This window comes from Paenibacillus sp. J22P218, from assembly GCF_056269195.1.
On record NZ_JBWDNL010000001.1, the window covers coordinates 339,995 to 365,233 of the forward strand.

The 25,239-nt window shown below is 50.6% G+C and carries 27 protein-coding genes; 22 read left to right on the top strand and 5 right to left on the bottom strand.

Annotation, left to right across the window (positions count from 1 at the left end):
- Positions 1 to 202: 202 nt before the first annotated feature.
- Complete coding sequence (locus AC0YN0_RS01540; protein ID WP_475819706.1) at positions 203 to 565, bottom strand: phage holin family protein; 363 nt, start codon at positions 563 to 565, stop codon at positions 203 to 205.
- A 219-nt stretch (positions 566 to 784) separates the two neighbouring features.
- Here AC0YN0_RS01540 and AC0YN0_RS01545 point away from each other — a divergent pair, with 219 nt between their 5' ends.
- The 5 genes from AC0YN0_RS01545 (at position 785) to cysK (ending at position 6,525) form a co-directional block, all read left to right on the top strand.
- Positions 785 to 3,160, top strand: a complete 2,376-nt coding sequence (locus tag AC0YN0_RS01545) for an endonuclease MutS2 (RefSeq protein ID WP_475819707.1) — start codon at positions 785 to 787, stop codon at positions 3,158 to 3,160.
- 58 nt (positions 3,161 to 3,218) lie between these two features.
- The gene (locus AC0YN0_RS01550) at positions 3,219 to 3,638 is read left to right on the top strand and encodes a DUF350 domain-containing protein (RefSeq protein ID WP_475819708.1); all 420 of its coding nucleotides are present in this window, start codon (positions 3,219 to 3,221) and stop codon (positions 3,636 to 3,638) included.
- 111 nt (positions 3,639 to 3,749) lie between these two features.
- Positions 3,750 to 4,298 (top strand): hypothetical protein, encoded by a 549-nt coding sequence (locus tag AC0YN0_RS01555; RefSeq protein ID WP_475819709.1) that lies wholly within the window; start codon positions 3,750 to 3,752, stop codon positions 4,296 to 4,298.
- Between the two features lie 90 nt (positions 4,299 to 4,388).
- On the top strand, positions 4,389 to 5,603 hold the full coding sequence (locus AC0YN0_RS01560; RefSeq protein ID WP_475819710.1) for an MFS transporter: 1,215 nt from the start codon (positions 4,389 to 4,391) through the stop codon (positions 5,601 to 5,603).
- A 4-nt stretch (positions 5,604 to 5,607) separates the two neighbouring features.
- The gene (gene cysK, locus AC0YN0_RS01565) at positions 5,608 to 6,525 is read left to right on the top strand and encodes a cysteine synthase A (RefSeq protein ID WP_475819711.1); all 918 of its coding nucleotides are present in this window, start codon (positions 5,608 to 5,610) and stop codon (positions 6,523 to 6,525) included.
- 18 nt (positions 6,526 to 6,543) lie between these two features.
- Here cysK and AC0YN0_RS01570 read toward each other — a convergent pair whose 3' ends face one another.
- Positions 6,544 to 7,614, bottom strand: coding sequence for a CotH kinase family protein (locus AC0YN0_RS01570; RefSeq protein WP_475819712.1), 1,071 nt, complete (start codon positions 7,612 to 7,614; stop codon positions 6,544 to 6,546).
- A 225-nt stretch (positions 7,615 to 7,839) separates the two neighbouring features.
- Here AC0YN0_RS01570 and AC0YN0_RS01575 point away from each other — a divergent pair, with 225 nt between their 5' ends.
- The 14 genes from AC0YN0_RS01575 to AC0YN0_RS01640 all read left to right on the top strand — a co-directional run bounded on the left by AC0YN0_RS01575 (position 7,840) and on the right by AC0YN0_RS01640 (position 20,387).
- Positions 7,840 to 8,505: a DUF2642 domain-containing protein gene (locus tag AC0YN0_RS01575; protein WP_475819713.1), complete on the top strand. Its 666-nt coding sequence runs from the start codon at positions 7,840 to 7,842 to the stop codon at positions 8,503 to 8,505.
- A gap of 138 nt (positions 8,506 to 8,643) precedes the next feature.
- Positions 8,644 to 9,759 carry a GerAB/ArcD/ProY family transporter gene (locus AC0YN0_RS01580; RefSeq protein ID WP_475819714.1) on the top strand — a complete coding sequence of 372 codons (1,116 nt, stop codon included), beginning with the start codon at positions 8,644 to 8,646 and terminating at the stop codon, positions 9,757 to 9,759.
- Positions 9,756 to 11,237 (top strand): spore germination protein, encoded by a 1,482-nt coding sequence (locus AC0YN0_RS01585; protein WP_475819715.1) that lies wholly within the window; start codon positions 9,756 to 9,758, stop codon positions 11,235 to 11,237. Before AC0YN0_RS01580 ends, AC0YN0_RS01585 begins: the two co-directional genes overlap by 4 nt.
- Complete coding sequence (locus AC0YN0_RS01590; RefSeq protein ID WP_475819716.1) at positions 11,234 to 12,394, top strand: Ger(x)C family spore germination protein; 1,161 nt, start codon at positions 11,234 to 11,236, stop codon at positions 12,392 to 12,394. The genes AC0YN0_RS01585 and AC0YN0_RS01590 overlap by 4 nt, the downstream gene beginning before the upstream one ends.
- A 65-nt stretch (positions 12,395 to 12,459) precedes the next feature.
- On the top strand, positions 12,460 to 12,684 hold the full coding sequence (locus AC0YN0_RS01595) for a hypothetical protein (RefSeq protein WP_475819717.1): 225 nt from the start codon (positions 12,460 to 12,462) through the stop codon (positions 12,682 to 12,684).
- Between the two features lie 45 nt (positions 12,685 to 12,729).
- Positions 12,730 to 13,125 carry a spore coat protein gene (locus AC0YN0_RS01600; protein ID WP_475819718.1) on the top strand — a complete coding sequence of 132 codons (396 nt, stop codon included), beginning with the start codon at positions 12,730 to 12,732 and terminating at the stop codon, positions 13,123 to 13,125.
- 125 nt (positions 13,126 to 13,250) lie between these two features.
- Positions 13,251 to 13,742, top strand: coding sequence for an Lrp/AsnC family transcriptional regulator (locus AC0YN0_RS01605; protein WP_337099645.1), 492 nt, complete (start codon positions 13,251 to 13,253; stop codon positions 13,740 to 13,742).
- Between the two features lie 20 nt (positions 13,743 to 13,762).
- Entirely contained in the window at positions 13,763 to 14,983 is a 1,221-nt protein-coding gene (locus AC0YN0_RS01610; RefSeq protein ID WP_475819719.1) for an aminotransferase class I/II-fold pyridoxal phosphate-dependent enzyme, read from the top strand.
- 219 nt (positions 14,984 to 15,202) lie between these two features.
- Complete coding sequence (locus tag AC0YN0_RS01615) at positions 15,203 to 15,799, top strand: cob(I)yrinic acid a,c-diamide adenosyltransferase (RefSeq protein WP_475819720.1); 597 nt, start codon at positions 15,203 to 15,205, stop codon at positions 15,797 to 15,799.
- A gap of 5 nt (positions 15,800 to 15,804) precedes the next feature.
- Positions 15,805 to 16,752, top strand: a complete 948-nt coding sequence (locus AC0YN0_RS01620) for an RluA family pseudouridine synthase (RefSeq protein WP_475820873.1) — start codon at positions 15,805 to 15,807, stop codon at positions 16,750 to 16,752.
- A gap of 69 nt (positions 16,753 to 16,821) precedes the next feature.
- On the top strand, positions 16,822 to 17,199 hold the full coding sequence (locus AC0YN0_RS01625; protein ID WP_337099642.1) for an arsenate reductase family protein: 378 nt from the start codon (positions 16,822 to 16,824) through the stop codon (positions 17,197 to 17,199).
- Positions 17,200 to 17,207: 8 nt separating this feature from the next.
- Positions 17,208 to 18,422: an aminotransferase class I/II-fold pyridoxal phosphate-dependent enzyme gene (locus AC0YN0_RS01630; RefSeq protein WP_475819721.1), complete on the top strand. Its 1,215-nt coding sequence runs from the start codon at positions 17,208 to 17,210 to the stop codon at positions 18,420 to 18,422.
- Positions 18,423 to 18,468: 46 nt separating this feature from the next.
- On the top strand, positions 18,469 to 19,341 hold the full coding sequence (locus tag AC0YN0_RS01635) for a 5'-3' exonuclease (RefSeq protein ID WP_475819722.1): 873 nt from the start codon (positions 18,469 to 18,471) through the stop codon (positions 19,339 to 19,341).
- A gap of 254 nt (positions 19,342 to 19,595) precedes the next feature.
- Complete coding sequence (locus tag AC0YN0_RS01640; protein ID WP_475819723.1) at positions 19,596 to 20,387, top strand: alpha/beta hydrolase family protein; 792 nt, start codon at positions 19,596 to 19,598, stop codon at positions 20,385 to 20,387.
- Positions 20,388 to 20,593: 206 nt separating this feature from the next.
- On the opposite strand, the gene AC0YN0_RS01645 is transcribed toward AC0YN0_RS01640, so the two are convergent.
- Together AC0YN0_RS01645 and AC0YN0_RS01650 are read right to left on the bottom strand one after the other, a co-directional pair.
- Positions 20,594 to 20,872 (bottom strand): hypothetical protein, encoded by a 279-nt coding sequence (locus AC0YN0_RS01645; RefSeq protein ID WP_475819724.1) that lies wholly within the window; start codon positions 20,870 to 20,872, stop codon positions 20,594 to 20,596.
- A 50-nt stretch (positions 20,873 to 20,922) separates the two neighbouring features.
- On the bottom strand, positions 20,923 to 21,219 hold the full coding sequence (locus AC0YN0_RS01650) for a DUF3055 domain-containing protein (RefSeq protein ID WP_475819725.1): 297 nt from the start codon (positions 21,217 to 21,219) through the stop codon (positions 20,923 to 20,925).
- A gap of 259 nt (positions 21,220 to 21,478) precedes the next feature.
- Between AC0YN0_RS01650 and AC0YN0_RS01655 the strand changes: the two genes are divergently transcribed.
- Positions 21,479 to 22,477 carry an HRDC domain-containing protein gene (locus AC0YN0_RS01655; protein WP_475819726.1) on the top strand — a complete coding sequence of 333 codons (999 nt, stop codon included), beginning with the start codon at positions 21,479 to 21,481 and terminating at the stop codon, positions 22,475 to 22,477.
- Between the two features lie 182 nt (positions 22,478 to 22,659).
- Here the strand turns inward: AC0YN0_RS01655 and AC0YN0_RS01660 are convergent, their stop codons facing one another.
- On the bottom strand, positions 22,660 to 23,673 hold the full coding sequence (locus AC0YN0_RS01660; RefSeq protein ID WP_475819727.1) for a zinc dependent phospholipase C family protein: 1,014 nt from the start codon (positions 23,671 to 23,673) through the stop codon (positions 22,660 to 22,662).
- A gap of 165 nt (positions 23,674 to 23,838) precedes the next feature.
- On the opposite strand from AC0YN0_RS01660, the gene AC0YN0_RS01665 reads away from it, so the two are divergent.
- A complete protein-coding gene (locus AC0YN0_RS01665; RefSeq protein ID WP_442050466.1) occupies positions 23,839 to 24,300 on the top strand; it encodes a chemotaxis protein CheX in 462 nt (153 codons plus the stop codon).
- A gap of 136 nt (positions 24,301 to 24,436) precedes the next feature.
- Positions 24,437 to 25,210, top strand: a complete 774-nt coding sequence (locus tag AC0YN0_RS01670; RefSeq protein WP_475819728.1) for an SDR family NAD(P)-dependent oxidoreductase — start codon at positions 24,437 to 24,439, stop codon at positions 25,208 to 25,210.
- Positions 25,211 to 25,239 lie beyond the last annotated feature (29 nt).

Genomic DNA, 25,239 nt, shown 5'->3' on the forward strand with positions numbered 1-25,239 from the left:
CCTTCCAAATTGGAAAATGTTTGTACACCTTATTTTAGCGTATAATCGCAGCAGTTGCTGTGACATGTGTTTGACAAACTTATGAATTTCATGTGATTTTTTTTGTAGAAGCAGCAGCAAAATGAACGCATAAAAATAGCCCTTGATCGCCGCAATCCGCTCTCAAGGGCTTCGCGTTATCTGTAATGTTAAACAGCTGTTGTTAATCGCGATCTCTGCTGCGGCCTGCTTCATATGGCGTGCTGACCGGTATGAACAGGTCGATAATGCCGATTACAAGCGCGGCGAGGATCGCTCCAAGCCAAGTAACCGTCACCCCGCCTACGATGAACTGGGCTAGCCAGATGACGGCTGCGCTGGCGATGAAGCCGACGATGCCGCGTCCGAACGGCGTAACCCGCTTGCCGAAGATGCCTTCAACAATCCAGCCGAGCGCCGCAATGACAAGCGCGAGCAACAATGCGCTCCAAAAGCCGCCGACGCTGAATTGCGGAACGATGAAGCCAACAACCATCAACACTAGAGCCGACACGATGAAACGCACGACATGACCGATGAAACTCATATTTGAATCCTCCTAAAGTTTTTTTGTGAAGCAAAAAAACGCTTCGTAAGCATTCGCTTAGTTTTTTTGTGAAGCTTCCGTGGAGCAAAAGCCGGGTTGGTTAAGTATGTTCGTTTCTATTGTGACCCTTTGCTTGTTTTTTATGTACGGGAAGGGCATCATATCGTGCAACGAACGCGCGGTTCGGCTATAATAGTAGGGCGAGAGGAGTGTTAACGGTTGGACACCAAAATTTTAACGACATTAGAATTTCCTAAAATCATACATAAATTGACGCATCATGCGGCTACTTCGCTGGGCAAAGCCGCGGCGGAGAAGCTACAGCCGGTATCCGATCTGGAGGCCGTCAAACCGATGCTGCAAGCGACGGATGAAGCATATACGGCTGACCGCTTGAAGGGGAGCGCCCCTTTCGGCGGCATAACCGATATTACAGCGCCGCTGCACCGAGCAAGAATCGGCGGCACGCTTAATCCCGAAGAGCTGCTGAACATTGCTTCGACGTCGCGCGGCGGGCGCCGCGTGAAGAAGCATATCGGCGTTATTCACGAAGATCATCCGATCCCGATGCTGCACTTCCAAGCGGAGCAACTAACGGAGAATAAGCCGCTTGAGGATACGATCTTCGACTGTATTGACGACCAAGCGGAAGTGATGGACAGCGCAAGCTCGGAGCTTGCGTCGATTCGCCGCGAGCTCCGTTCCGGGGAATCGCGCATACGCGAGAAGATGGAGCAAATGATTCGCTCGTCTTCCGTACAAAAAATGCTGCAGGACGCAATCGTGACGCTTCGCAACGATCGTTACGTTATTCCGGTTAAGCAGGAATATAGGTCTAACTTCGGCGGAATTGTACATGACCAATCGGGGTCTGGAGCAACGCTGTTTATCGAGCCGGAAGCGATTGTTGCGATGAACAACAAGCTGCGCGAGCTCAAAGCGGGCGAGCTGCGGGAGATTGAGAAAATATTGCAAAAGCTGACGGCACTCACCGCCGATCATGTGGAAGACCTGCTTATTAATCAGGAGCTGCTCGCACAGCTTGACTTCGCCTTTGCTAAGGCAAGACTGGCTCATGAGATGAAAGCGACGCAGCCGCGCATGAATGATCGGGGTTTCTTGAAGCTGAAGCGCGGACGCCATCCGCTGCTGGCGAGTGACAAGGTCGTTCCAATCGATGTCGAGCTCGGCAATCAATATTCGGCGATTATCGTAACGGGTCCGAATACGGGCGGGAAAACAGTCTCGCTGAAGACGATCGGCCTGCTTAGCCTTATGGCGATGTCAGGCTTGTTCGTACCTGCGGAGGAAGGCAGCCAGCTATGCGTATTTGATGCGATTTATGCCGATATCGGCGACGAGCAGAGCATCGAACAAAGCCTTAGTACGTTCTCAAGCCATCTGACCAACATCATACGTATTCTGAAGTCGATGACCTCGAAGAGCTTAGTGCTGCTTGATGAGCTTGGCGCGGGTACCGATCCTGCAGAAGGCTCGGCGCTTGCTATTGCGATACTGGAACACATCCATGCGAAGGAAAGCCGTATTGTGGCAACCACTCACTATAGCGAGTTGAAAGCATATGCATTCAACCGAAAAGGCATCATCAACGCGAGCATGGAATTTGATGTCGCTACGCTCAGCCCGACCTATCGCTTGCTCGTTGGCGTTCCGGGCCGAAGCAACGCTTTCGCCATAGCAGAGCGGCTTGGTTTGCAGACGGATATCATCGATCGTGCGCGGGGCGAGGTAAGCGAAGACGATCAGCGCGTGGAGAGCATGATTGCCTCGCTGGAGGAGAATCGTCTTAGCGCCGAAACGGAGCGTCAGACCGCAGAGTCGCTGCGCAGACAAGTGGAGGCGCTGCAAGCGAAGCATGAGGCCGAGCGGTTGAAGTTCGAGGAGCAGAAGGAGAAGCTGCTGCAGAAGGCGCATGAAGAGGCGCGCGAAGCGGTCGCGAAAGCGAAGCGAGAAGCAGAGCAAATTATTTCCGATCTGCGTAAGCTGGCGCTTGAAGAAGGCGCATCGGTTAAGGAGCATAAGCTGATCGAGGCAAGACGCAAGCTCGACGATGCCACGCCTGAGCAGCTTAGGCCCAAACGCGGCGGAGCAGCCGGAGGCGCTGGCAGCAAGCCAGTTAAAATTGAGGCCGGCGACGAGGTTATGGTGTACAGCTTGAACCAGAAAGGTATCGTAGCGGAGATTCATGGCTCAGAGGCGACGGTTCAACTTGGCATATTGAAGATGAAGGTTGCGCTTGACGATATGGAGCTTCTGAAGTCTACGACCGCTGCAGTCAAGCAGCAGCAGCCGAAACAAGCTGCAAGTTTGAAACGTTCTCGCGACGAAAACGTAAGAATGGAGCTGGACCTGCGCGGAGAGAGTCTAGAGGAAGCCATTATGGAAGTTGACCGCTTCCTGGACGATTCGTTCTTATCGGGTCTGGGTCAGGTCTATATTATTCACGGAAAAGGTACTGGCGTGCTTCGTACGGGCATTCAGCAATATTTGCGCAAGCATAGTCATGTGAAGACTTACCGGTTGGGCAACTATGGCGAGGGCGGCACAGGCGTTACGGTGGCAGAATTGAAATAAACCGTTTCGTTCGCCTCCCTACAGCCAGCCAATTAGTCATCAGGTGGAGGGATTAGGGATGGAACATGAAGTCGACAAGCTGCTAACCAATGAATTTGCCGCATCTCTCGTTTATGTATCGGTTACCGTTCTTTCGCTCATTGTATTTTTGTCTGTATTCGAGCTGGTGACGAAGTACAGGTGCTGGAGCGAGATCAAGAAGGGCAATGTGTCAGTGGCAATGGCGACCAGCGGCAAAATATTCGGTATTTGCAATATTTTCCGCTTCTCCATCGAGGCGAACGATTCGGTGTATCAGAGCCTTATTTGGGGCGCGTTTGGGTTTATTATTTTGCTGGCGGCGTACTTCTTGTTCGAGTTTCTAACGCCAGTGTTTCGCATCGACGATGAAATTCAAAAGGATAACCGAGCTGTCGGTCTGATTGCCATGGTCATCTCGATCTCCCTTTCTTATGTGATCGGGGCTACGGTTATATAGCGGCTGGAGGCATAGTTCATGAAATATTTGTGGAGTATTTTGCTCGTTGTAGCTATTTTATTTTTCGTATTCGGCGTCATTTATTTAATTAACAATTAAGGAGCGCGAACAATGAGCGAGGAAGTTATTTGCCCATGGTGTTTGACGGAAATTACATGGGATCCGGAATTTGGCCCGGAGAAGCATTGTCCGCATTGCGGCAATGAGCTGAGCAGCTATCGTACGATAGAGCTTGGTGGAGATACAGAGGAAGAGGCAGAGGAAGAGGATCAAGACAGCAGCGATCAATGGCAGGAGGATGAGGAAGACGATTCCGATGGCCATGATCACGGCCATAAGCGTTGGCTTGCCGAAGGCGAGGGCTACAGAAATACAGATCGATCTTCGCTTGCTCTAGAGAGCACGCTGCAACGAATTACGGATGAGCAGGATGAAGTGCCGGAATGTCCAAGCTGCAGAGAGTTTATGCTTGAGGCGGGCACGCAGTCGATCGGCGGCGATCCATTCAAGCCGACGGTTTCTCCTGTACTCGGGCAGCCCGTATTGCCGGCTCCGCTTGAGCTTGTATGGTATGTATGCCCGTCATGCTTCCACACATCGTCAATGCTAAGCCAATCGAATCGACAACAGCTTCTTAAACGGCTCGCTAAGCCGGAATAATCAATGGCAAATATGGACGGGCATGCGTCCAGCGCTTTAAGGGAATGTTACAAAACGTAATTCTGACGCCGATATGCGGGAGGAATCGTTTTGGCCAAGTCATTGGATCGTCAAGCCGCGCTTCTGCTCATCGTGCAGGCGCTGTTTGGCATCGCTAACGCGCTGTCGGGGACGTTCGTGCCCGTCTACTTATGGAAAGCAAGCGGCGGTTCTTATATGGTGATCGGTTGGTTCACCTTAGGACAATACGTCATTAGCGGCTTAACGTTCTGGGTCGCAGGGAAATGGGTTAAAGAGCATAACAAGATGCACAGTCTGAGGCTTGGCATCTTAATGTCGGGTGTCTTTTACAGCGTTGTCCTATTGTTAGGCACGGCTGCCAAGTCCTATGTCGTACCGCTTGGCATGTTAAGCGGCATGTCGCTTGGCATGTTCTGGCTGGCATTCAACGTCGTCTACTTCGAAGTCACCGATCCGGATACTCGTGACCGTTTCAACGGCTGGGCAGGACTGCTAGGCTCAGCGGCGGGTATAGTAGCGCCATGGGTATCTGGCTTCTTGATTACGAGATTGAAGGATGAGCAAGGATATCGCCTTATTTTTACGATTTCACTCGTCATCTTCGCAGTTAGCGTCGTACTTAGCTTCTGGTTAAAGAAGAAGCATGGTCAAGGCACATACAATTGGAAGCATGGCATTCAGCAATTGATGACCAAAGGAAACCCATGGCGGCGCATGTTCCCTGCAATTGCAGCGCAAGGCGTTCGCGAGGGTGTATTTATGTTTCTTGTAGGACTTACCGTCTTCATTGCCACGAAGAATGAGAGCAAGCTCGGTTCATATTCGCTGATTACGTCTTTGGTTGCTTTAGTGAGCTTCTGGCTTATCGGTAAAAAGCTGAGCAAAAAAAATCACAAGCTAGCGATGCTGATCGGTGCCGTTATGATTGCCGCAGTTATCTTGCCTTTGTTCTGGAAAGTATCATATATGACGCTGCTAATGTTCGGGATCGGCACGTCCTTGTTTATACCGTTGTACATCATTCCGATGACAACACGTGTATTCGACTTGATCGGGCAAACGGAAGAGAGCGCGCGTGAGCGCGAGGAGTTTATTGTTCTAAGGGAAGCGGGACTCGTGATTGGCCGCTTAATCGGATTGTCGATGTACTTAATTGTGCTGCCGCTTAACGATTCGCCAAGAGCCATTACGTGGCTGATGTTCGGGGTTGGTATCGTACCGATCGCAGGCTGGTGGTTTATGCGGCCTTTTCTGCAAAAAGACAATATAAGTAAGGAGGAATGAACGAATGCCAAGAATCGTTTCTAATATTACACAATTGATCGGCAATACGCCTGTTGTCGCGCTGCAGAGAATAGTGGAGGAAGGCAGCGCAGAGGTGTGCGTGAAGCTGGAGCGATTCAATCCGAGCGGCAGCGTGAAGGATCGGGCTGCATACTCACTGATTGAGGATGCGGAGCAACGAAATCTGATTCAGCCGGGCGATACGATTATCGAGCCCACAAGCGGCAATACCGGGATTGGGCTCGCTATGACCGCGGCAGCGAGGGGATATAAGCTTATTCTGATTATGCCGGACAATATGAGCGTGGAGAGGATAAAGATGCTCCAGGCCTACGGCGCTCAGGTTGTGTTAACTCCTGCAGCGGAGCGGATGCCGGGCGCGATACGCAAGGCGGAAGAGCTGCATGCCGGATTGCCCGGCAGCTACATACCGAATCAATTCGAGAACGAAGCAAATCCCGATGCGCACAGACGCACAACGGCGCTTGAAATTATGGAGCAGACCGAAGGACGTCTCGATGCCTTCGTAGCAACCGCAGGTACAGGCGGTACGATAACGGGTACAGGCGAGACGTTGAAGGGGCTTCTGCCTCATCTGCATATCGCGGTTGTGGAGCCGCAGGGCTCTCCCGTATTATCGGGTGGCGTGCCGGGACCTCATAAGCTGGTAGGCACAAGTCCAGGCTTCGTGCCGAGTATTCTCAATACATCTGTTTATGATGAAATTATCCAAGTATCCGATGACGACGCCTTATCAACGATGCGTAAGCTCGCATCAAGCGAAGGTCTGCTTGTCGGTCCGTCCGCAGGCGCTTCCGTATGGGCAGCTATGCAAGTCGCTAAGAAGCTCGGAGCCGGGAAGCGCGTATTATGCATTGCCCCGGATACGGGCGAAAGATATTTGAGCATGGGTATTTTCTGATTTAGCTATATTAATCCGTCAGTTCCACTGCTTCAGCGCTTCGCGAAGCATTTCTCGCCGATCATCGATATAATCGCGTATGAATTCAGGCTCCGACAGGAAGCTGTCGTAGCTTGCTTTGCGCGTATAATCGCTGCGAATAGCGTGTGTCAGGCGCTGATGCATCCTCTCAATAAGCGGATCCAATTTCTCATGCGTAAATTGTTCATCGAGCAGTCTCTTCATGATGGCTCCGTAGCTTCTGCGGCACCCCTCGAAGGTGAACAAGGTATCGGTCAGGTTATTATAGCCCTGCAGCCGGACAAGATTGTTGCCGCACACCTTGCCGTAACAGTTTCTTCCCCAAGTACCTTCATAATCCCATGGAATAATCCGATACCTCTTGCTGGTACGCGTTTCATAAAGCGCGTAGTTCTGATCGAAGCCATCATAATTTCCCGTTAATACAGCTCCAGCAAGCCAGCGTAAATATTGCTTGATGTCGAGACGGCGAGCAAGATACTCAAATAACTCATGACCAGACAGCTGATTCGTATTTCTTATGAACGAGACGAGCCGCTTCCTCGTATCTCCCGCGTCAATAACAAGCTCATAGCCGTTGAACAACGAAGGTTTCCTTTCCTTGCTGTCCGGCTCAATAAGGCCGAAATCCGCATGATCATGTACGGCATATATGAGCGAGCGAAAACCAATATCCCGTTTCTCGAAAAAATGGCTGTTCACCGCTTCAATCTCCAGATAGACGCCCTCTTGCACTCCGTTAATCGTTACCCAAATTGGCTTTGTTTTCGGAGCCGGTACATGAATTTGATTGAAAAAAGCGAATGACAACGCATTTCGAATCATCGATGGATCGTCATACTCCGCGTTCCAATGGTAGGTCATCCCGTCATCGACCCGAATTTCGAATGATTTCTTCGGATAATTGCGCGTATGGCCGCCTCTAAGTCCAATTTGCGCCGTATGGACCTTATCGCCAATCTGCAGCTTTGCTTGCTTGAATGACCTGTTCCATCCGTCCCGTCGCAGCTCATGAAGATCGGATTCGTTCATCGTAATAGAGCGGACAGTCATTGTTTCTGTGATCACGCAATCAGCCCCCAAGGCACACAGGATGATGCCCCGCCATGGCGACTAGACATCTGTACGTATTACCTTATTCATAGGCGTGCTGTCCGGTCACTGCGCATTTAAGCTAGATTTGGAATCTATTAAAATATGAAATATATAGATAGCAATCTAGCACCACTCGCAATCCATTTTCATATAAATATAGTAACCTGTATATTCGGGCAAAAGAGGAGGTTGTTCGCCTTGAAAAACTGTAAACCGCTGCTAGGTCATAACGTTGAGCTGATCGTTTCAGGAAACCAAGAGCTCATTCGCGGAAGAGCAGTGGACTTTGGACAAGATATTTTAGTGCTGTATACCGGCAAGCAGTTTATGTATATTCCTCTCATTCATATGAAGCAAATGCGAGTCTCGGAGCAAGGCAATGATAGTATCGTCGTTCCTGATTTGCCGTTCGACTCTTATTCTGATCCGATATCCTATCGTAAAATATTGATGAATTCGAAGGGAATGTTCTCGGAAATCTATATAACGGGAAGCAAGTCCATTCACGGATACGTAACGACGGTCATGAACGATTTTTTCGTGTTCTATACGCCGGTCTATCATACCGTTATCGTCTCGCTGCAGCATCTTAAGTATTTGATTCCCTATGAGCCGCATGCAACACCATACTCGTTAACAGCTGCGCAATTCCCGCTCAAGCCATCACCGATCACGCTCGCGCGTACATTCGATCAACAGCTTCGCAAGCTGATCGGTGAGTTTGTCGTCCTCGACTTAGGGGATAATCCGAATAAGACGGGTGTGCTTCGCAATATAGACCAGAATATGATCGAGCTGGTTACGGCAAGCGGCGACGCGATATTTCTCCATTTTGACCATGTCAAATCGATTCATGTACCCTAATGAAATAGACTGCGTGAACAGCTGCGGAAGCAGCCTGACGGCAGTCTGTTTTTTTGTTTTCAACGGGACGATTGTGCTCTGAGATGCATGGAAATACGGTTTTGGGGAATCATTTGCTTGTAAGGAAGTGAATGGCAAATGACAGCCAAAACATTCGGCATAGTGCCGGCTATATTCATATTTTGTTTATCGGTTGGACTCGCAAACCATGTGCTTATCGTTCCGTTCCTGTTAAACGCAGCAATGCGCGATGCGTGGATGTGCGTCCTGATCGCCCTTATCGTATCGTTGCCATGGATGATGTTCCCACTATATGGCTTGCTCAAAAAAATGAATAAAGAGCCGATTGACGAATGGTTGAAGCAGCGGGTACCTGCTTTTATTTCGCATGTCATCGTGAGCGTGTTCTTAGTTCTTCTCTTGATAACCAGTTACGACACGCTTGTCATTACGTCTTCGTGGACGGCAACAACGTATTTGCCGAAGACGCCGCCGATGGTTGTGTGCGCCGTGTTCTTAGGCTTAGGCATTTATGCCGCATTATCGAATCTGCGCACGATCGCTTATGTAAGCTGTATACTACTGCCACTCGTTGTTCTATTTGGCGATTTTGTCATGTCCGCCAATATACCGCACAAGGACTACCATTACATGCTTCCGTTACTGGAGAACGGGCTGTCACCTGTGCTGAAGGGAGCGTTCTATTCGTTGACAGCTACATGCGAGTTATTCGCTCTATTGTTCATTCAGCACCATATAAAAGGTGAGTTGAAGCGCTGGCATCTCGTCATTCTGGCGCTTCTCCTTGCGCTGCTTACGTTTGGGCCGTTGACGGCGGCTATTGCCGAATTTGGTCCAGAGGAAGCAGCTAAAATGCGTTTTCCCGCTTTCTCTCAATGGAGACTCGTATCCATCGGCAGATACTTCGAGCATGTCGATTTCTTCGCCATCTTCCAATGGTTGTCTGGCGCGCTAATCCGATTGTCGTTAACGCTATATATTCTAACGGAATTTGGCCCATTCAAACGTTTAAAGAGGAAGTGGGTTGCTCCTGTCGTCATCGGCATTGTTTTATTAGCGGCGTCGCATTTTGCGTTAAAAGATATGATAAATTTCAATGTCTTGGTGCAAAATTATTTCTTGTTTGCTGGTGTCGTTATTGCCGTTGTCGTACTGCTGCTATGGTTCATGTCGTTCTTGATGCGGGAACGCGATAAAGGGGAGTCGGCTGCGAAGGAGGAGCGGTTAGGTTGAATCCGAACAAGAAGGAAGCAAGAGAAACGGGAGACCACGAACAGGAAGGCGAGCCGTCCATTACCCACGAGCAGTTTCGAGAAAGCATTAAGAAATGCAACGATATCATAGAGCATACCGTTATGATCAACGGAAGCGATTCACGCCATGTTACGTTGTTCTATTGCGACGGCATGATCGATCATCAGCAGATGCAGCTCGGACTTCTTCCGCAGCTTGACGACTGGGCGAAATATATATTCTCGCAGGCGGAAGTGCATGAACATTCAATCGATAAGAAAAGCGCCTTGTTCAGCAAAGTGGATACGGACGAAGGAGCGGATGATCTGTTCGCTTACCTGTTCTCGGGCTGCGTGATATTACTGTTCGAAGGTTTGCGAGAATTTTACGAATACAACATCGGAAGCCAGCCCGGCAGGTCGCCCGAGGAGTCCACGATGGAGCTGTCTCTCAAAGGACCGCGCGACGGCTTCGTCGAGCAGCTATCGACGAATGTGGCATTAGTGCGCAAGCGCCTCCGAACCCCGCAAATGCATGTACAATATTTACGGATTGGTACGGATTCGCAAACAGAGGTAGCCATCCTCCATCTAGCTGACAAAGCAAAGCCTAAGCTCATCAAAGAGACGATTGAACGGATTGATAATATCCATATTCCATCGCTGAACGGAGCAGGCCATCTGGAGGAGCTGGTCTCCGATCGTCCATTCTCGTTTTTCCCGCTAGTCGATTATGTCGGGCGGCCTGATTATGTGGTCCAATCGATGATGAATGGGCGAGTAGCCATCCTCGTAGACGGATCGCCTGCGGCGCTTATCGCGCCGGGTAATTTCCTGCTGCTCATCAAGTCGCCAGAGGACATGCATCTTCCCTTTTATTTCGTAACGCTGGAGCGGCTGCTGCGTCTGATCGGTCTTGTGTTGTCCATTTGCTTGCCGGCATTCTGGATTGCCCTCTGCTCATTCAACACGGATCAAATCCCGTTTCAGCTTCTAGCGACGATTACGATCTCGCGTATGGGGCTTCCGCTTTCTTCAACGATGGAAATGTTCCTTATGCTGACGATGTTCGAGCTGTTTCGCGAGGCAGGCGTCCGGTTGCCGAGGCCGGTCGGCCAGACGGTATCCGTCGTGGGTGGATTAATCGTCGGCGATGCCGCGATAAGAGCCGGTCTGACGTCGCCAACGATGCTTGTCGTAGCTGCAGTTACTGCGGTATCGACGTTCACGCTAGTCAATCAATCATTGGCGGGCACAGTGAGCATTATTCGTTATTTGGTGTTGATCCTTGCATCGGCACTAGGCATGTTTGGATTCATGGTAGGCACCCTGGCGGTTATCATCTACATTTGCTCCCTTGAGTCTTTTGGCATGCCGTACATGACACCAATTGCTCCGCCGAACTTCAAGCAGTGGTTTACGGCGCTCTTCCAGCTGCCGTGGAAAGTAAGGAGCAGCGAGCGGAGGGGCAGGCGATGAAGAACGCTTCCGTAAGCAGAGCCGCGAGGCACGCTATGACCGTTTGCTTGCTGTTATCTGCTATGCTGCTGCAAGGCTGCTGGGATGAGGTGAATCTCCAGGACGAGAGTTATGTGTCAGCGCTGGGGGTTGAGTTTATTGACAACGAGTTTCATCTGTACGCTCAAATGATTAAGTTTGCCGGTGTTGCCAAGGTAGAGGGCAGCTCTGATGTGAAGAATCAAGTATGGCTTGGCATGGGGAAGGGCAGTTCGGTGCTGCTGGCGCTTAACAATTTGAAAAAAGGGGCTCAGTCCGAAATCAATCTGGAGCACTTAAAGTCGATCGTCGTCCACGAGAACGCGATGAGCGAGCTTGAAAACATTATGGACGGATTAAACAGGCAGCGGGCATCTAGATATACATCGCTCGTATTCGGCACGAAATCGGACATCGTTGAATTGTTTACGACGGAAGCGTTGTTCGAACAATCTCCCTTGAATACCATTCTATATTTGCCCAGCGTTCAAGAGGATCAGCGCAGCTTCATCAGACCATTCGCGATGCAGCTCGCCGTACAGATGTTGAAGGAGCCTGGCATGACGACGGCATTCCCGGTAATCGGCATTAACGGCTCGGATTGGCTGAAGGGGAAGCAAGCGCTGCAGGTGCAAGAAATTAAAGGCGTTTTCGTTTTGAAAAGAAGCAAGTATATCGGTTTTCTTCCCGAGAAAGAAGCAGCCGGTCTTCGCTGGCTTGATCCGAAATTCAATGTGTTTATGGTGGAAGCCAAGGGTGCAGTGGGCAAGGCAACTATTGCTATTCGAGGCACGGATTATAAACTGACGGCTGCGAAAGGTGGCAGCGGGCCTGATTTTAAGCTGTCGGTTCGCTTGCATGGCAGCGTCGTCGAGCAGGATCAGCCGATCAGCAAAGAGGAAATCGTAAGCTCAATCGAGACGTCCATCAAGGAAGATTTAGAGCATACGTATGTTTTCGGATTGGAAAAAGGGATGGATATTTATCAGCTCGAGCACCATATGTACCGTTATCATAATGCCGAATGGAAGCAGACGATGGCTGCCGGTGACTGGATTCCGCGGCAAAGTCAGCTAAAGATCGATGTGAAATTTGAATTGAATCATTCCGGCAAATTTGACCTTGGAGAGGGTACATAAAGAAAGCAGCTGTTGCTCATAATACGATAGGAACTAAGGTTATGCCAACATGAAGGAGTGGGAACATGCTACAACCAATGACGGCCAAAGAACTTGAATACATTGCCGATTCGATGTCCAACGAGGATTTGCTTATTAAGCAAAATGCCCAAGTCGCTACGATGGCAACGACTCCAGCGCTGCGCAGCCTATGCTCACAGCTGGTTCAGACCCATCAAAATCATTACGAATCGCTTCTGCATGCGATCTCGCATCATCAGCAATTGGCGCCGACCCAGCCTCAACAATAATTGTTTAATCGAGACGATAAAGAAATTTCTTAGGAGGGCTCATCTATGTATCAGCAGCAAAATCAACCGTTTCTGTCAGACGAAGACATGGCATATACGGTATTGTCCGATTTGAAGCGGGTCGTGCGCGAATATGCGACGGCTGCAACAGAAGCGTCTTGCCCAGACATTCGGGAGCTGTTCACGAAGCTGCTGAACAGCACGCTTACGATGCAGGGTCAGGTGTTCCAAGCGATGCAGCAGGCGAATATGTACAATACGGCATCGCCGGCGCTGCGCCAAGAGCTGGATAAGCAAATGAAGGAATATCAACAGACGAAGCAGAAGACGCAGCAGTTCCTGCAACAGAAATTGAGCGGTCAAACGTCGCAATCGATGTACACGCCGTCGATTCATCAAAGCCATCAGCAAACCCAATTTCAGCCATCGCATTATCAATAATACGGCGGTTATATGTCGCATTTTGCAAAGACCCTTCGGGGTCTTTCGTTTTTTCTTTTGCAGGAACAATAAATTCGTTGTAAAATGTTCTTTATAATCGCACGCGTGCTGGAAGGAGTTAACGAATGAACGAACTACAGTTGAAAGTGCTTGAGTTGCTTAAGGAAGATGCGCGCAGAGATGCGGAATTGATCGCCACCATGCTGGCCGCGCCGGTAGAGGACGTGAAGGAAGCGATCGCGTTTCTCGAGAAAGAGCATGTGATCGTGAAGTATGCGACAGTCGTGAACTGGAGCAAAGTGGATGACGAGAAAGTGACGGCGCTCATCGAGGTTCAGATTACGCCAGAACGCGGTCGTGGATTCGAAGGCATAGCGGAGCGGATATACCTGTACCCGGAAGTGAAATCCGTATACCTCATGAGCGGTGCTTATGATCTGTGCGTTGAGGTAGAGGGCAAAAATTTGAAAGAGGTCGCCTCTTTTGTATCCAATAAATTATCGCCGATTGATGCGGTGCTATCGACCAAAACATTTTTTATTTTGAAAAAATATAAACAGGACGGCATTATCTTCGAGGAGCACGAAGGTGACCATCGGTTGATGGTTTCGCCGTAACATAACAAAGGGTGATGGTAATGATAAAAGGAGAAGAAAAGTTAACATCCACCCCCGTGCAGCGTCATACGATGGCTGATTATTTGTCTCCTCACGTGAGAGACATTAAACCGTCGGGTATCCGTCGGTTTTTTGATTTAGTCAGCACGCGCAAGGATGTCATCACGCTCGGGGTTGGCGAGCCCGATTTTGTAACGCCTTGGCATGTCCGCGAGGCAGCTGTATATGCCCTGGAGATCGGCAAGACGCAATATACGTCCAATGCCGGTATGCCGGAGCTTCGCGAAGCGATCGGTCAATACTTGAATGATCAATTCGCAGTGGAATACAATCCAGCGAATGAAATACTCGTTACCGTTGGCGGCAGCGAGGCGATAGATCTTGCGTTGCGCGCTTTGATCTCGCCAGGCGACGAAATATTGATTCCAGAGCCTTGTTATATATCATACTCTCCGATTACGACGCTTAGCGGCGGTGTGGCCGTAGGCGTTGAGACGTTCGCGGAGGATCAATTCAAGCTGAAGGCGGAGACACTTCGTGCGGCACTGACGCCGCGCTCCAAAGTACTTATACTCTGTTATCCAAGCAACCCGACCGGCGGCATTATGACCTATGAGGATTGGCTGCCGATTGCGAAGCTCGTCGAGGAAAAAGATCTGATCGTTATTTCCGATGAAATCTATGCCGAGCTGACTTACGGAGAGAAGCACGTAAGCTTCGCCGCGATGCCGGGCATGAAGGATCGGACGATTCTTGTCAGCGGCTTCTCCAAAGCGTTCGCGATGACCGGTTGGCGGATGGGTTACGCTTGCGGACACTCCGATATTTTGTCCGCGATGCTGAAAATTCATCAATACACGGTTATGTGCGCTCCGATTATGGCGCAGTACGCTGCGCTTGAAGCGCTGCAGCACGGGCTGGAGGAGAAGGACCGGATGGTCGAGGCGTATAACCAGCGCCGCAGACTTGTCGTCAAAGGCTTCCGCGATATCGGCCTCGACTGCCATGAGCCACAAGGCGCGTTCTACGCGTTTCCGTCGATTGTATCGACAGGCTTAACGAGCGAAGAATTCGCTCAGCGCCTGCTGGAGGAAGCGGGCGTTGCGGCCGTGCCTGGCGATGTATTCGGTCTTGGCGGCGAAGGTCATCTTCGCTGCTCCTATGCAACCTCGGTAACAAACTTGACCGAGGCGCTTGATCGGATCGGGCAGTTCGTCTTTAAATTGAACCAACAACGTTAAGATTAGGATGTTGATTGTACGAGAAGCAGAAGCAGTAGGAAGGGGTAACATCCGGCCTGCTGCTTTCGTTTGTTCTAAATGTTCATTTGAGTGCGGAAGGAACTAGCGATTATAGAGTTCGTTTGGGGCAACAGGAACATACTGCCTAGGCGCCTCGAGGGTGCTCATTTATGGTATAGTGGGAACAGAAGATTGAGAGGCTTGAGAGGGTGCGATAATATGAAGCTGTACACGAGAACTGGCGATAAAGGCCAGACATCCTTAATCGGGGGACGAGTCCGCAAGGACGACGCGCGGGTTGAAGCATACGGTACGATTGACGAGCTGAACAGCTTCGTAGGCGTTGCCGCTGCGGAAGCGGCAAAGCATGAGGCGCTGGCAGAACTGGCCCAGCGATTGACGGTTATTCAGCATGAGCTGTTCGATTGCGGGGCCGATCTTGCCTATGCGAGGGAAGGCGCGCCGCTAAAGCTGGATGCGGGTCCAGCTTTGCGGCTGGAGGAATGGATCGATGAATATACGGAGGAAGCGCCTGAGCTGCTTAAGTTTATTTTGCCTGGGGGAAGCGCGCTTTCAGCTAGCCTGCATGTGTGCAGAACGGTATGCCGCAGAGCAGAACGGCGCGTGGTGACGCTTGCGCTGGCAGCTTCGCATCCAGTCAGCGAGGATGTACAGACTTATTTGAACCGGTTGTCGGACTTCTTCTTCGCTGCTGCGCGGGTTGCGAATGCGAGACTTGGTCTTCCCGATATGGAATATGAACGGAGTGCGGAAGTGTTCCGTACGAGCAAGAGCAAGGATTCGGATAAGCAATGATGCAAATGCAATCCGAGGAGCTCTATTATAAGCCGCTCATCGTAAAAGTCGAGCGGAGCGATGACGGGAAGCAGGTACGCACCGTGCTGGAGCGCAAGCTTGGCGTATCCCGCAAGCTGCTGTCACAGGTGAAGCTGACCGAGCATGGGCTTACCGTGAATGAGCAGCGGGTCTATACGACGGCGACCGTGTCTGAAGGCGACGTTATTCGCGTCCGTATGCTGCGCGAGCAATCGGATGATATTTTACCAGAGCCGATGCAGCTCCAGATTGTGTTCGAGGACGAGGACTTGTTGATCGTCAACAAACCTGCTGGCGTGGTCGTTCATCCGACGCATGGCCACTATACGGGAACACTGGCGAACGGCGTGGTCTACCATTGGCTCGAGAAGGGCGAACGCGTCAGGTTCAGACCTGTTCACCGGTTGGATGAGGACACCTCTGGTCTTGTAGCCATTGCGAAGACTTCGTATGTCCATCAGCAGTTATCGGAGCAGTTGCAAGCAGGCACAGTGATGAAGCTGTATCGCGCTTATGTCTACGGTTGTCCACAGCCGCTTACGGGTACGGTTGACGCGCCGATCGACCGCGATCCGCTTGAACCGCATCTGCGTATCGTGACGCCGAACGGTTATGCATCCGTAACGCACTATGAGACGGCGGAGAGCTTTCGGGATGACGCCGCTGCGGTGAAGCTGAAGCTGGAGACGGGCAGAACGCATCAGATTCGCGTCCATATGAAGCATATCGGCTGTCCGCTTATAGGAGACAAGATGTATGGTCCTAAGGATAACGCCGTTGCCGCTTGGGAAGAAGCGGCAGGCCGTCAGGCGCTTCATGCGGAAACGCTGGGCTTAACCCATCCGCTGACGGGACAACGGATGGAGTGGCATGCAGAGCTGCCGCCGGAGCTTGTACGACTAGAACAGACGTTGAAGGGGCTTGGCGGCTAGTTGCTGCTTGATTGATATAGAGAAGCTGCGCCGCATGAGAATGGCGTCAGCGAATAGGAGGAGTCAGCGATGACGAAGCAGAACGAACTAACTATTATTCAATATCCGAAGTGCAGCACGTGCAAGGCGGCATTTAAGTCGCTGCAAGCGAAGGGCAATGAAGTGAAGTCGCAGCATATCGTCGAGGAAACGCCGAGCGCTCAACAATTGAAAGAGCTTGTCCGTCTTAGCGGACTGGAATTGAAGAAATTTTTTAATACATCCGGAGAAGTATACAAGGAACTCGGTTTGAAGGACAAGCTGGCTGCCATGTCCGAAGACGAGAAATATGAGCTTCTTGCTCAGCACGGTATGCTTATTAAACGGCCGATCGTAACGGATGGAACAACCGTTACGGTTGGTTATAAGGAAGAGCAGTACGAGCAAGTATGGAAGAGGAACGGGTGATCTAGGCCATGAGCAACGACAAACGGAAGTGGAGGTCGGAGCGGCTGTCGCTGCTTGGATCGTCGATCTTCGCAGAGGTGGCGGCGTGGAAGATGGCAGCCGCCGCAAGTGGGCAGGACATCATCGATCTAGGCATCGGCAGCCCCGACAAACCGCCAACGCCAGCTGTCAGGCAAGTGCTGAGCGAAGCTGCGCTGCGCTCCGATATGTACGCATATCCGGCAACGCGAAGCGGGTTGCCCTTCAAGACGCATGCGGCGGAGTGGATGAAGCACCGATTCGGTGTCGAGCTTGATCCGGCACATGAAATTGTAACGCTGCTTGGTTCGCAGGATGGTTTGGCGCATTTGGCGATGGCCTTATGCGATCCTGGTGATACAGCGCTGCTGCCAAATCCCGGGTATCCGATCTATACGGCTTCACTTGCGCTTGCCGGTGTTGAAGCGGTGCTCATGCCGCTGCGAGAAGAGAACGGGTATATGCCAGACCTTGATGGGATTGCCGATGAGCAGTGGGACAATGCAACATTTATTTTGCTTAACTATCCGAATAATCCGATCTCGGCTGTCGCGGACCTTGGTTTCTTCGAGCGGTTAATCGAGAAGGCGCGCAAACATGACGTATTGGTCGTACATGATTTGGCCTACTCGGAGATGGGCTTTGACGGCTGTGAGCCGCCAAGCATCCTGCAAGTGCCAGGAGCGCTTGAACAAGCGGTCGAATTCCATTCCTTGTCGAAGAGCTTTAATATGGCGGGCTGCCGGATCGGTTATTTGGCCGGCAATCGCGAAGCAGTTGGTGCGCTTCGTGAGTTGAAAGCGAATATCGATTACGGCGTGTTTGATCCGATTCAAGAAGCGGGCATTGCGGCGCTGCGGGAAGCGATGGACGCTGCTGATGAAGCTCCTAAGGCGGGCAAACGATACGAGCAGAGAAGAAATCTGTTTATCGACGCATTGAATGAAGAGGGCTGGCAGGTGCCAGCACCGAAGGCGACGATGTTCGTATGGGCGCAATTGCCGCCAATGAAGTGGTCGCTGAACGAGCCGTGGACGTCGCGGACGATTTCCCAGGAAATGCTGAAGCGGACCGGTGTCGTAGTTGTACCGGGCGAAGCTTTTGGATCAGAAGGGGAAGGGTATGTGCGTATCGCGCTTGTCGAAGAAAATGATAGATTAATAGAAGCCGCTAAGCGGATTGGAAGGTTCATTCGCGGGGAATAAATAGTTTATAAGGCATCGTTTATTTAGAAGGAGAGTGATTATAGCAATGGCTAATCAAAAATTGTTGCTCGTGGATGGAATGGCTATTTTGTTCAGAGCTTATTTCGCAACATCGTTCGGAAGCAGCAGCAGTATTCGCCGGACGAGTTCAGGTGTGCCGGTTAATGCTGTTCATGGTTTTGTCCGTTATTTCATGGACGCGGTGAAAACGTTCGAGCCCACGCATGTGATTTGCTGTTGGGATATGGGAAGTACGACGTTTCGTACGGAGCAATACGACGGCTATAAGTCTAATCGGCCAAGCGCGCCAGAGGATTTGGTTCCGCAGTTCGATTTGGTGAAAGAGGTCGTCGCCAGCTTCAACGTGCCGAACATCGGTATCGAAGGTTTCGAAGCCGACGATTGCATCGGTACGTTAGCACGTGCGTTTAAGGATCAAGCAGAGGTTGTAGTCGTAACAGGCGACCATGATATGCTGCAGCTTGTCGACGAAACGGTATCGATTGCAATTATGAAGAAGGGCATTGGGAACTACATGGTGTATACGCCTGCGAGCCTCATGGAGGAGCGGCAGCTTACGCCAGCCCAAATCATTGACATTAAAGGGTTAATGGGCGATACGAGCGACAACTATCCGGGCGTCAAAGGCATCGGAGAGAAGACGGCGCATAAGCTTATCCAGGAGCATGGCTCTATCGACGGACTGCTTGCCAACCTCGAGGCGGTAACGAAGACGATTCGGGCCAAGATCGAAGCGGATCTGGACATGCTGCATCTGTCCCGCGATCTTGCAACGATTCGCTGCGACGCGCCAGTCTCGGCTGAGCTTGAAGCTTGCAGCTGGGCTTACGAGCGCGAAATCGTGCTTCGCAAATTCGATGAGCTGGAATTTAAAAGCTTGATCGCTTTGATAAGCTAATTGATCGAAACAAAGTGAAAGATGCCCCATCAGAAGAATGCTTGAAAATAGCGTTCTGCAGATGGGGCATTTTATATAAATTGATGGTTGACTTAAATGGAGACGATTGCTATTATAGGTTTATATCCAAGTATTTCAATGCGTTATATATGAATAATAACTTTTAGCCAACGACCGTTAAAACGGAGGTGTCCTTCTTGAGAAGGATTGCCTCCTTTTTTTTTTCAATCCAATAATGAAAAGGAGTGTTGAACATGTCGGAGAGAACGATTATTTCGCATGCATTTGAAATTCCGGTATCGGAGAAGCTTGTACTAAAAGGCAGAGTGAAAGCGACAGAAGAGGGAACGGCGAAGCCGGTCGTCATTATCGCGCACGGCTTTCGAGGTTTCCAAGATTGGGCGTTCTGGCCTGAGGTGACGGATAGCTTGGCAGAGAGAGGATTCTATGCGGTTAGCTTTGATTTTGCAAGAATCGCAGCTAAGGAATCAGGGCTGGATGACCAAAGCGTCGCGCAAGCGAGCACCATTACGCAGGAGCTTGGCGATCTGGATACGATCGTGCAGTACGTCCGTCAAGGGCTGCTTCCGTTAAGAGAGCAATACGATTCGCGTCGAATCGCCGTTATCGGGCATAGCCGGGCAGGAGGCAGCAGTCTTCTGCTTGCGGGTGAGCAGCCGGACAGCATACAAGCAGTAGTCGTGTGGAATGGCGGCGCTTCGCCGGTTGCCTCCTTGGACGATCCTAATATTACGCTCGTGCAGCGCCTTGTAGCCGAGGACGCGCTAGCGAATCAAGAACGGTTCGATGTCATTGAAAAATTCAGATTGCTTGAGCAACCGGTATTAGTCGTTCAGGGCAGCAGCGACGGCGAGCGGCTGCTGGCGGTTAATCAAAAGCTGCGCGAAGCGGCGCCGGATCAGACCTTCGTTTCCATAGAAGGCGCTGACCATACATTCGGCGTTCTGCATCCTTATAGCGGCGCGACAAGTTATCTATCAGATGCATTGCAAGCGACGCTTGCCTTCCTGAAGAAAGTATACTAATTCGCGCCAGCTTGCTGATGAGATAAGCCTCAATCGAGGTCTTTTGAAGATGAGCGAACGCGTTTAAAGGTTGGTTTATTCGCCAATAGGAAAGTTCGACTCGCTTTAACGCTTTAGCGAATTTAACCTTTCCTATGTGGTAAAAAAAGCCCTTGCTTCCACTGCCGCCCGATTGGGCGGTAAGGAGAAAGCAAGGGCTTTGTTGTTTAGGGTTCGTCGAGCACTTCAGGCACGGATGAGGTATATCCTTCGTCGCCGGGATAGTCTCGGTCAAGATCTTCATGCAGCGACCGATTCTCGTAGTCGAAGCGCTTGGAGGCGCTTTGGTCGATTCGCCACGGCTTGCTTTTGCCAGGAGATTCCACCAGCAGCTCCGTTCCGTACGGCCCTTCCGGAAATTCCTCCGGAATCAGGTCGTTGCGCTGCGATTCCACAGTTGATACGTCCGTGTACGCTTGACGATCTTCGTCCTTGTAACGAGTCATATAGAGTCGCCTCCGAAATGGTTATTTGCTACCATTTCAGTGTTCCCTGATCAATCGGTAAAATTCACCGTTCCGACTACAAAATACAAAAATTGCGCAAGCTCGGAAGCTTCTTCCTCGGTCAGCTTGAACGTAAATTCCAAATAGCCATCCTCTTCAAGATCATCCGGGCCAATGATCGCGGTCTTGCCGGATTGCAGCTCGGTAATCAGCTTCTTGCCGTAGAAGCGGTGAGTTGCCGTTATCGCAAGATCGAAGCGCTTCAAGCTCGGCGTAATGAATGTGACGAACCTAGTCGAGGTATCCTCGGTCGTATCGGACATAAAATCATAATCAGGCAGTAACATGGGGTATAGCCTCCACTCGCATTAGTAAGCTGCAAAACCTTCTTAGAAATTGCAGCGGCATTACGGATAAGTATACACTAACAAAACGCTTGTCATAAACCATTCCATATGGTAGTCTGTAAGCAATCGAATCATTTGATCGTGAGGGAGCACCTCTTCTGCTTAGGCAGGGGAGGTGCTTTTTGTTTTGTCCGGGGGTTTCTCCGCCGATCTGCGATTCGTTATCTATCATTATATTCGAATAGGGAGTGTAGCAGGTATGCAAATCGTATTTTTGAACACGCTCGAGAAAACGGACGCCGATCAAGGCGTCATCAGCTCGCAACTTTCAATCTGTGAGCGGCAAGGCGTCTGGGCTGTATTGTGGATGGAAGGCGAGCAGGCCGAGGGAAATCCGGACACCTGGTTCGAAGGAACGTCATGGGAAGAGATGATGATCGCTTTCCGCCTTGGCATCGCGAGGAAGCTGGGCGAGGGCTACACGCCGATTATTGACGGCATGCTGGAAGAGCGCCGCACAACGGCCGGAAGTTTCGTTACGATGCTGCAATGCTACGGCGAGCTGCATGCCAATCAAGAGTTGTTCCAGTCGTTGCGCGAATGGCGCAGAACAAAGGCTGCTTCGGAGAAAAAATCGGCCTATCTCGTATCGACGAATCGAATGTTATGGATGATTAGCGCCTTCGTCCCTCATACCGCTGAAGAACTGGCGCAAATTCCAGGCTGGGGGAATGCTAAGCTTGCCGCTTACGGAGAAGAGATAGTGGAAGTGACAAGCCGCTTCGCGCGCGAGACGGCATTCCCGCTGCAATGGGTAGCCGAGAAGCTGGATACTTCAGCTTATACGGGCTGGCTATTCAAGCAGAAGGAGACGAAGTACAAGACGCAGATGGATCGACATATCGCGAAGAAGCAAATATTGCTAGCTAATCAGCAAGGTGGAACACTGGAGCAGCTCGAGGAGAAGCTGGAGCTGACAAGGCGTGAGTTGATGGACCGGATCGAACAATTGGAGCAGGAGGGCTATGACCTTGAGCCGCTCATTACACGCGAGCTGTCAGAGATGCCGGAGGAGGAGCAGCAGCTTGTCTGGCATGCGCTCTCAAGCGTAGGCGATCGTTATTTAAAGCCGGTGCTTCAGCAGGTATACGGGTCAAGCGATGCTTCGGAATTAGGCAAGCCTGTGGATACGTTGTACGAGAAGCTGCGGCTCATCCGGGTTCGCTTCCGCAGGAATAGTGCGGACAAGGCTGTGTAGTGAGAAAAACTCCTATCGGAGTACTTCGAGATGTGCGACCGCGTTTAAGCGGATGGTTTTTATCGCCAATCAGAATAATCTCTTTTCGCTTATCCGCTATAAAGTGATTAAACACCCTGATGTGGTAATAAATAAGGAGCCGAGAGGGCGCAAAGCGACGTTGCGTGATCTCGGCTCTGTTGCTAGATAGCGGCTTCGGTAATACCAGGCTGATCCGGCCACACCGTCTCCGCATAGCGAATTCGTACGCCAATATCACATGGAAGCCCCGTCTCATAAGAGAAATTTCCGATTTTCTCAATAGCTATCTCACGAAGCTGACGAACTTCTATCCGGTCTTCCTTCGTTGGCTGAGGCGCTTCATGGGCTCTGAGCCATATGAGGACGGCGCTCATAACGTCCATAGCGTCGTCAATTGCGCGCTCCCATAATGTCCAACCATTATCGCGATGGTAGACCTCTTTATCGGTCGGATCGATCCATGGCAGATCCTGTTCATTCATAACGTCATAGGGCGTAGGTCCTTTGCGGAATACGAACGGTTCGATTGCTCCGAAGGTAAGCGCTCTGCGAACGCCGCTCGGGTCATGGAATAATCGCTGTGCGTTCGTGAAATCGAGATTCGCATCATGCCAATCTTTTCGGCTAATGGAGTGAGCAAATTCCGGATAGAACCTTCCCGCAATCGTTTCGAACGCATCGACAATCGGCTCGGGGAAGCGGCCATTCGTATCGATATAGCGCCAAACCGGCGTGTTCCACGTCTCAATTCCCCATAGCTTTCGCGCAATGACAGTATCCATCATAATCTCGTAGCGCTGATGATCCCACTTGCGAAATCCCGATTTGCTGAATACGAAAGGATGCATATTGCGGTCCAGCACATGGTGCAGAACGAAGCCAAGCGCGTACAAAACTGCTCGATCTGCTTTGCCTGGACAGGCTTTGCGTCCGTTAACCGAATCTAGCAGCTCTATTAATACAGGTCCGCAATGCTCATTGTGCATGGCGGTTGCCATACGATTCATCGCGATGCTTTTCTGCCAGGGCAGGAACCGATGATAGAATAGGAAGTCTGGGCCTTGGCAGCCCATATTAAAAATAGCCTTATCGTCATCCGCAGCAATTAGCTTGGATTCCTTCATTTTTTCAAGCACGAGCTGTCCAAAAATAAGATGTGCCCATACGTTCGGCATAAGGAGCCTCCTAAGAAAATTTATGTAATCCGACATTATTATGTAATTTATAGGACTAAAGACGCAACTGCTTTGTTTATAGTATACTTGTCCTAGTTTTTTAAGTATAATGGTAATTAAATAAGACAAACCGCGAATTTTGTCGAGAAGGAGCGTAACCTTTCTATGAAGGCAGAATATATAAACCCGTTTCTTGAATCTGCAAAAATCGTGATCGAGCAGGTTATCCAGATTCGTCCTGCTACCGGTCAGCTTGGCCTCAAGGATATTAAGTTTGTTGAGAATCACATTTGGATTCAGATTGGTCTCAACGGACAAATGAACGGTGACATTGTATTCGGACTTAGTGAACAGGTCGCGCTTAAGATCGTCTCCGCCATGATGGGCGGATTCGTAATCTCCGAGATTGATGAGATCGTTCGGAGTGCTATTTCTGAGCTGGGCAACATGATTAGCGGAAATGCCAGTACGATGCTGTTTAACCAAGGTGTGAGAGTGGACATTACACCGCCGAAAGTTATTCAATCGGCCAATTCGGCCGGATTTTCCGCAAAACAAGCGCTGACGATTCCTCTCATTATGGAAGGGATCGGAGAACTGGACATTCAAGTTTTAATCGCATCTTAGCACAGAAATGGCTCCTTCGGGAGCTTTTTTTGCGTCTTGGATACCGATCAAGTAAACTTGGACTAGAAGAATAGATCAGTTAGTTAATGCCGCTAAAGCAGTCAGGCCGTTAGCGTGTAAGAATGGGTGATATTGGATGATACGCGGAAAGATCGTATTCATAACGGGAGCGTCGAGCGGCATCGGCGCATTGACCGCGGCTCTGCTTGCAGAGCGCGGCGCGATACCGGTGCTGACGGGACGTAATTATGCCAAGTTGGAACAATTATCGAAGACGATCCATGGGACGCATTCGATCCTTCGCATGGATGTGACCGACGAGGCGTCTGTGCAGCAAGCAGTAGATGAAGCCATACGCAAATATGGCAAGATCGACATTTTGCTTAACAATGCGGGCTTCGGGAAGTTCGAATTATTTGCCGATGCATCGGTGGAAAGCTTCGCGGAAATGATGGATACAAACTATATGGGCATCGTGAGATGTACGAAAGCGGTGCTTCCGCACATGCTTAAGCAGGGCAGCGGTCATATCGTGAATGTCGCCTCGATGGCGGGCAAGATCGGTTCGTCGAAGTCGACCGGTTATTCGGCTACGAAGCATGCAGTGCTCGGATTCACCAATTCGCTTCGGATGGAGCTTAAGCCGCAGGGCATTAAAGTATCCTCGGTCAATCCAGGGCCGATCGATACGGAGTTCTTCGCAGTGGCCGATCCGACGGGCAGCTATGTGAAAAATGTCGGTTGGTTCATGATGAAGCCGGCTTATGTAGCGAAAATGATCGTTCGCGTCATGGAGCGCGGCAAGGAGGAGCTGGATCTTCCTAGGGCAGCATCGGTCGGCATATGGTTCTACGGTCTGTTTCCGCGGCTTGCGGACAGGCTTGTAGGCGGACTTTTCAATCGAAAATAAGGTTAGCACGAGAGAGGAATAACGAAGCG